This window comes from Eubacterium sp. MSJ-13 (assembly GCF_018918235.1).
GTDB lineage: Bacteria > Bacillota > Clostridia > Lachnospirales > Lachnospiraceae > Butyribacter.
On sequence record NZ_JAHLQE010000040.1, the window covers coordinates 1 to 7,328 of the forward strand.

Genomic DNA, 7,328 nt, shown 5'->3' on the forward strand with positions numbered 1-7,328 from the left:
TACCCCTCCTGATACAAGCAAGTCCCCACCCCCACTTATTGCTCTACGCAATAGAAGTTGGGGACTTACTTGATAGTGTTAAATTAAGCGGATATATTATAGCAGAGCATTTTTTCATTGTCAAACCTGCACATAAACAATTTGAAATTTTTCTCACGAAATCTCAAAAAAATTCAAGCGTTTTTCTCCTCTCATACAGTTCAGTAAAACTTTCAGGCGTTTTTCTTTTTCCTCTCACGCAGTTCCTTAAAAAAATTCTTCATCATCAACTGACACTCTTCCTGTAAAACACCGTCAACAGAATCCACCTGATGATTAAATTCCTTTATCTGAAACATATTTAAGATACTGCCTGCGCATCCTGCTTTTGGATTCATCGCACCTATAACGACTTTTGGAATCCTTGCCTGCACAATCGCACCGGCACACATGGGACACGGCTCTAATGTGACATACATCGTACATTCCTCAAGCCGCCAGTCTCCAAGAGTTTTACTTGCTTTTTTAATAGCAGAAATCTCCGCATGGCCAAGGGTACTGTGAAGCTTATTGCGTTTGTTGTAGCCTCTCGCAATTATCTTATCGTCATGTACGATAACGCAGCCAATCGGAACTTCATCTATCAATGCAGCCTTTTTCGCCTGCTTTATAGCCTCTTTCATATATTTTTCGTCACTACTCACTTTTCTTTCTTCCTCTTATAAAAAAACGCATACTGCTGATAAACTCCTGCATACCTGTCACTCATCCACTTTGGCTTTACGCCGCCGTATTCCTCATCTATTATCTTTTTCATCCACACATCTATAGGACATGCATCGAGATGATGAAGTCCGAAAAGGCTTACGCAGTTTGCGACTTTCTTGCCGATTCCTTTATGTTCCATAAGCATTTTCATGCTTCCATCATAATCACATTTTCTTAAGTTCTCAAAAAAATCAGCATTTTCATGCTCGTACTGACACATAAGCCATATATATTCATCACGATAGCCAAGTCCAAGTTCACTAAGACTTTCCCTTCCACCGTTTTTCTCGATATCTGAGAAATGTGGAAATCCGTATATCACATCTTCACTTTCCGTGACTTTGTCATTTTCTCTTTCCGTCTGAAAATTGCCAGCTTTTGTGCAGATTACAGACTTATATCTGTCACATACGGCTTCTATTCCTTTTTTTATGCGTGGAATATTATTGTTTTGTGAAATTATATAAGAAATTATCATTTCCCATAATTCCTGATTTAATATCCTGATTCCGCTTCCATAAACTGCCGCCTCTTTAAGGAATGTATCATCATCATCTATTGCTTCTATTATCCTGCCATAATCAAGTTCCAGATCAAAATAATGTTTCCAAATTTTTTCATACTCTTCTTTTGTGCATGAAAATTCAAATCTTTCTCCTGACTGTGCCACTGTAACATAATGGTCATAAGCAGGTATCAGGTATTTTCCTTCATCAAGTTTTCTCCATCTGAAGCACTGACCTGATTCTGCTATCTGTTCGAGGTCAAAATTTTTAATATCTTGTATCATGATAATCTTCCAGCCTTATATCCGTATTGTAATTATAATCGTTGCTTGTTCCTTCATTAACATCTTTTAACTTAAATTTCATAAGTGTATTTTCAAGTCCTCTCGCCTGTCCTGACAACTCCTCACTTGCCGATGCACATTCCTCACTAGTGGCTGAATTTGTCTGTACCACCTGTGATACCTGTGTAAGAGCATCATCAATCTGTGAAGTTGCCGCTGCCTGCTCATTTGATGCACTTGAGATATTGGCACTTAAATCTGTTATCTTTTCTATCATTTCAGATATTACATCGAGTGCTTTTTCCGTATCACCTACAAGGACTGAGCCATGCTTTACCTTTGCAATAGAATCCTCTATCATTTCAGCGGTCTGGCGTGATGCCTCTGCCGAACGGCCTGCAAGGTTTCTTACCTCCTCTGCGACTACTGCAAAGCCTTTTCCCTGTTCTCCTGCTCTTGCAGCTTCCACTGTTGCATTAAGTGCAAGTATATTTGTATTAAATGCTATATCATCTATAACCTTAATTATCTTCTGTATATTCTCTGATGATTCGTTTATATCTTTCATTGCAACTATCATCTCTCTCATACATCTGTTCCCTTCATCTGCATCGCTCTTTGCACGAATTACTATATCATTTACCTCAGAAGCCTTTTGTGCATTGTCTTTTGTTTTGTTTGCAATATCCGTAACTGAAGCTGATATCTGCTGTATCGCACTTGCCTGCTCTGATGAGCCCTGTGCAAGCGTCTGACTTGCCGATGCTATCTGCTCTGAACCATTTCCTATCTGTCCTGCTGCATTTCTTATATTTGAAAATGCTGCATTGTTATCATGTATAAGTTTTACTATAGCATTTCCAACAATATCGTTTTCAGATACCGGCTGATATGAGATAGTAAGATTTCCCTCTGCTACCTGACTTAAAACCTCTGCCTGTTTCTTGAGATTTTCAACCATCATATTAAACCCATCAACCAGTGCCCCAACTTCATTATCAATCCTTGAAGGGGTAATGGTCACATCAACATCACCTGCTGAAACCTTCTTTGCCACACCTGAAAGTTCGATAAGCGGATCGCGGATGGTTTTTGTAATAAAATTAAATGCCACAAAAGAATTAAGGAGTGCGATCAGCATAACAAATGCCACAAAATAATCTCCCTGCTTATTCTGCACTGCCACATAATCCTGTTTTTTCTGTGCATATTTATCAATCTCATCTATAAGTTTTTCAATGTTTTCCTCCGCTTCATTGGCACTTTTTACACCGTTGGTATGAAGATAATTTCTGGCTTCCTGAACCTTTCCTGCATCAAAATACTCAAGACATTTGTCTGCATCCTCAAAATATGTATCTATATTTGTTTTAACCTTTTCATATATAACTTTCGTCGCAGAATCTTTTAAGTCACTCTTTACTTCTTTCATATACTCATTTACGGTGTCTTTTGCATCCTGTATTTTTTGTTTTGATGTTTGTAAATCAGCATCCTCACCAACATACACATATAATATATTTCTGAGCTGTACTTTAACATTCTGAAAATTTGCAAATCCCATTGCAAGTTCTCCCTGTGTCTGTCCATAATTCTCATAAAGTTCTGTCTCAGTTTCAACAGAATTTTTTCTCATAAGATATCCACATGCTCCTACAATAAAAACCATGACCATCATTATCCCTAATGTCATAATAAGCTGTGTCCCAACTGTTATTTTGCTTTTCTTCTTCATATTTTGTTTCCTCCAATTCTGTTATCCGACAGAAAATATCCTGTTACATGACACAACATTTTATATATAATAATACATTATTTATATATATAATGTAGTTCTCCATCTTATCCTGCCACCCGTGTCTTAATATAATATATCCATTAAATGATACCATAAATATTATATATATTACATTTTTTGTTCACATATATAGCATTTATTTTCGCCGTTTGCTATTATGTTGTAAAACTTTGTCCAAAATAAGCTAATCATCTTGAATATATAATATCTGACATACAGATTACAGAAAGGAGGAGCCTGCAAAAATACCATCTCTTATATATATCTTGCAGGTACACAATTACAAAATGAAGATTTTGATATACCGCTGGAGCTCTTATAACCAAAACGATGTTGAAAGTGCTTTTGAAAACGCCGGCTGCCAATGCAGCTATTTTACTGAAAAAATCTCAAATTATGAAAATGATGGAGTATTCTGTGAAAAACTTGCTGACAGATTAAAAAATGACGATTTCGACTTCTGTTTTTCAATAAATTATTTTCCTCTTATAGCCCGCGTATGCCATGATACAGATACTTTGTATGTCTGCTGGAACTGTGATGCACCTTTACTCGCAATGTACCATGATTCTGTCTTTTTTGATACGAATATCATTTTTGAATTTGACTACACTAACTTTTCTATTTTTAAGAACATGGGTGTTAAAAACATTTTTTATCTACCACTCGCCGCAAATGTTTCAAGATATGAAAATATGCTTTTAAATAAAAACAGTACTAAGTACGATGTTTCATTTGTCGGAAGTCTCTATGAAAAAAATTCCTATGATGATATACGAAACAGACTTCCTGATTACCTGTACGGTTATCTCGACGGTGCTATATACGCACAGACACAGGTTTCCGGAGGAAATATACTTGAAAATCTTCTTACTCCTGAAATATGCAGTATGCTTGAAGATATAACTGAATACAATAAAAGTGATGATTCTTTTGTTACCACAAAGAAACTTTTTTCAACAACAGTGCTTGGTTTTAAAGCTGCATCAGTAATGCGCACAAATAATCTAAACATGCTTTCAAAAAATTTTATACACAGGGTAAATCTTTTTACAAATAGTGACGCATCCGATATCCCGCTTATAAATCTGCATGATCCTGTTGATTATATGACTGAAATGCCGTTTATTTTCAATGAAAGTAAGATAAACCTAAATATGACGATACCTAATATCTCGTCAGGTATCTCCCTGCGTGTCTGGGATATCCTGAGCTGCCGCGGTTTTCTTATCACTGATTTCAGACCTGAGCTTTTAAATTTTTTTAACCCTGACGAGGATATCGTAATCTACGAATCAACTGACGAACTTATTGATAAGACTACTTTTTATCTTGAGCAGGATGCACTCCGTCATAAATTTATTAAAAGTGCTTATGAAAAAGTAACACATTACCATACATGTGATATACGCGTGCAGAATATCATAAAGTTAGTTTTAAAGTTTATCTGATGCTGGCATTATCTGTCATAATATGCACCAAAAAACTTGATTTTACAGTATTACACAAATAACAGTACTTGGTTTAAAATTTCTTATATGGTAAAATCGTAATAGAAGTAATTTTTATCTTTATCAAGCGGATATTTGCAATCCGCTATGCTACTTGCTCATAACACTATTAGCTGCTACCACATCATATCAGAAGGAGCTTGCCCCCTCCTGATACAGGCAAGTCCCACTCAACACCTATTGCTCTATGCAATAGAAACAGCGGACTTCCTTGATAGTGTTAAATTTTTAAAAGAAATCAGTGTAAAAAATTTCAGCACAGAAAAGAGGTATATATGACAAATATAGAATTAATTGCAGATGAAAATAAACATTATGAAGAACGGTATTTACTTGCCCTAAACCGTATCCGTACGATACACACTGAACTTTGGGATCAGTCTGTCACTCTCTCAGACAAACATTTAAACAGTTATTTTATTAAAACTTCGTATTTTGCATTACAGTTAGGTGAGATATATAATCTTGCAAAAAGCGGTATTTTAAGAACATTAACTGATGCCGAACTTTTTCATCTCAACAAGGGGCTTTATGAAGATATCGAACCTGACAGATATGAAATGAGTTACACCAACCCTGCATATGCCGTAAGAAGATTTGGCAGTGAGACAGGTCTTTATCTTAGTGCTTTATATGCAGAACTTCGCAGTAACATTCCAAATGCGTTTGAGGAAAGACTTTTTAATCTTACTACGATATTTGAACTTTTCATTGAGATCTACAATCTTTTTGAAGAACCTGACTGCAAACCTGAACAGATAAAATCCGCACTTTACTATTACTTCTTTGATTACAGCGATGTAACTATCAAGGCTGGACTTAACGATATGCTCAATCCTAAAATGTCTTTTATCAAAGATATCGTAATGAATGAAAACCTTGAAGACCTGAGATACCTTTACTTCTCAGGTGAGTATGTAACTGACAATGAAATAAAGACTGCAAAATATCTAAACAGTCTTTCCCAGGAAAAGATCGACTCGATAGCACACACTTTTACTCAGGGTATCATCAAGGGCTACAAAGTCTACAATATGGATATGTCAGGCAAGAAAACTGTAAATATCAGATATCCACTTGGCTTTGAGCGTATAATAAAATCTGCAATTTTACAGTTCAGGGAAAATGGACTTGAGCCTATTATCTACAGAGCTTCATTTGCGATAGGTTCCCGTACTTCAATGTACAAAGTCGGTTTCCACGGGGCATCTGCCAACAAACAGTTTGAGTACGACCACCGCAACGACCTCGCTCTTATATTCGATAAAGGTTTTGCTGACAGACAGCTTTCAGAATACAAATTTGCTTATGAGACAATGAAAAAAGCTGCCGCAGAATTTGCCGGTCCTGCCCTTATTGAAAGTTTCGGCGAGAAACCTTTTACACCTGTTGAAAAAGACTGCCTGCCAAAATACAGCGACAAGCACCAGAAACAGCTTATCGCTTTCCGTTCAGAAAAGGGTATGCTTACAAACAATTATATCCCACAGGATAAGATAAGTTTTACTATTATTGCTTTTCCTGTTCCTGATATCGGAAAATATTTCAGAAAAATTTTTGAGGAAACGGTAAAAGTAAACACACTTGATTCTGATAAATATGAGAAGATACAGACAAATATAATCAATGCACTTGATAAGGGGACTCATGTGACAGTTACAGGCCGTGGCAATAATCACACTGACATGAAGATAAATCTTGTAAGGAAAACTGATGCCGAAAAACAGACTGTTTTTGAAAATTGTCTTGATGATGTAAATATTCCTCTCGGCGAAGTCTTTACCTCGCCTGAATTAAAAGGTACTGAGGGAGTTCTCCATGTAACGGAGGTTTATCTTGACAACCTCAAATATAAAGAGCTTGAGCTTAAATTTAAGGATGGCTGTATTACTGATTATACCTGTAAAAACTTTGATAACGAGGAGGATAATAAAAAGTATATACATGAGAATGTCCTCTACAGACATGACACACTTCCTATCGGTGAATTTGCCATTGGCACAAACACAACGGCATATATGATGGGATTAAAATACAATATCTCAGGTCTCCTTCCTATCCTTATCGCAGAAAAGACAGGACCTCATTTTGCGGTTGGCGATACTTGTTTTTCTCATGAGGAGGACCTTGTGACTTACAATCCTGATGGTAAGCAGATGGTCGCTAAGGAAAATGATTTTTCTAAACTTAGAAACAGTGAGCCTGAAAAAGCCTATTTTAACTGCCATACTGATATAACGATTCCTTATTCGGAACTTGGGGATATCGTTGTGCATACAGAGGATGGTGAGAAAATTACTATAATAAAAGACGGAAGGTTTGTGCTTGAGGGGACGGAGGAACTTAATGAGGTTTTTGGGGAGTGATTAGGTGACTAACGGACGCAGGAAAGGGAATTATTATCATGCCTCATGGACGCTCTCGCTCGGAGAACTGCGTAGCGGTACATAAGCGGGCACAATACGCCCGCTAAGTACCGACG

At 36.7% G+C, this 7,328-nt stretch carries 5 protein-coding genes; 2 read left to right on the top strand and 3 right to left on the bottom strand.

Annotated elements, in window-relative coordinates; translation table 11 throughout:
* Positions 1-212: 212 nt before the first annotated feature.
* Genes tadA through KQI69_RS02615 form a run of 3 tightly spaced genes read right to left on the bottom strand, consistent with a single transcriptional unit; the run spans position 213 to position 3,272 of the window.
* Positions 213-683: a tRNA adenosine(34) deaminase TadA gene (gene tadA, locus KQI69_RS02605; protein ID WP_216563728.1), complete on the bottom strand. Its 471-nt coding sequence runs from the start codon at positions 681-683 to the stop codon at positions 213-215.
* Complete coding sequence (locus KQI69_RS02610; protein ID WP_216563729.1) at positions 680-1,537, bottom strand: DNA-3-methyladenine glycosylase; 858 nt, start codon at positions 1,535-1,537, stop codon at positions 680-682. The genes tadA and KQI69_RS02610 overlap by 4 nt, the downstream gene beginning before the upstream one ends.
* The gene (locus tag KQI69_RS02615) at positions 1,521-3,272 is read right to left on the bottom strand and encodes a methyl-accepting chemotaxis protein (protein ID WP_216563730.1); all 1,752 of its coding nucleotides are present in this window, start codon (positions 3,270-3,272) and stop codon (positions 1,521-1,523) included. The genes KQI69_RS02610 and KQI69_RS02615 overlap by 17 nt, the downstream gene beginning before the upstream one ends.
* A 350-nt stretch (positions 3,273-3,622) precedes the next feature.
* Here KQI69_RS02615 and KQI69_RS02620 point away from each other — a divergent pair, with 350 nt between their 5' ends.
* Together KQI69_RS02620 and KQI69_RS02625 are read left to right on the top strand one after the other, a co-directional pair.
* On the top strand, positions 3,623-4,786 hold the full coding sequence (locus KQI69_RS02620) for a DUF3880 domain-containing protein (protein ID WP_216563731.1): 1,164 nt from the start codon (positions 3,623-3,625) through the stop codon (positions 4,784-4,786).
* A gap of 335 nt (positions 4,787-5,121) precedes the next feature.
* Entirely contained in the window at positions 5,122-7,212 is a 2,091-nt protein-coding gene (locus KQI69_RS02625) for an aminopeptidase (protein WP_216563732.1), read from the top strand.
* The last annotated feature ends 116 nt before the right edge of the window (positions 7,213-7,328 follow it).

What these genes read in the sequence shown, in the direction of transcription:
- KQI69_RS02610 (WP_216563729.1), bottom strand. Translation starts at nt 1,537, where the DNA reads ATGATACAAGATATTAAAAATTTTGACCTCGAACAGATAGCAGAATCA.
- KQI69_RS02615 (WP_216563730.1), bottom strand. Translation starts at nt 3,272, where the DNA reads ATGAAGAAGAAAAGCAAAATAACAGTTGGGACACAGCTTATTATGACA.
- KQI69_RS02620 (WP_216563731.1), top strand. Translation starts at nt 3,623, where the DNA reads ATGAAGATTTTGATATACCGCTGGAGCTCTTATAACCAAAACGATGTT.
- KQI69_RS02625 (WP_216563732.1), top strand. Translation starts at nt 5,122, where the DNA reads ATGACAAATATAGAATTAATTGCAGATGAAAATAAACATTATGAAGAA.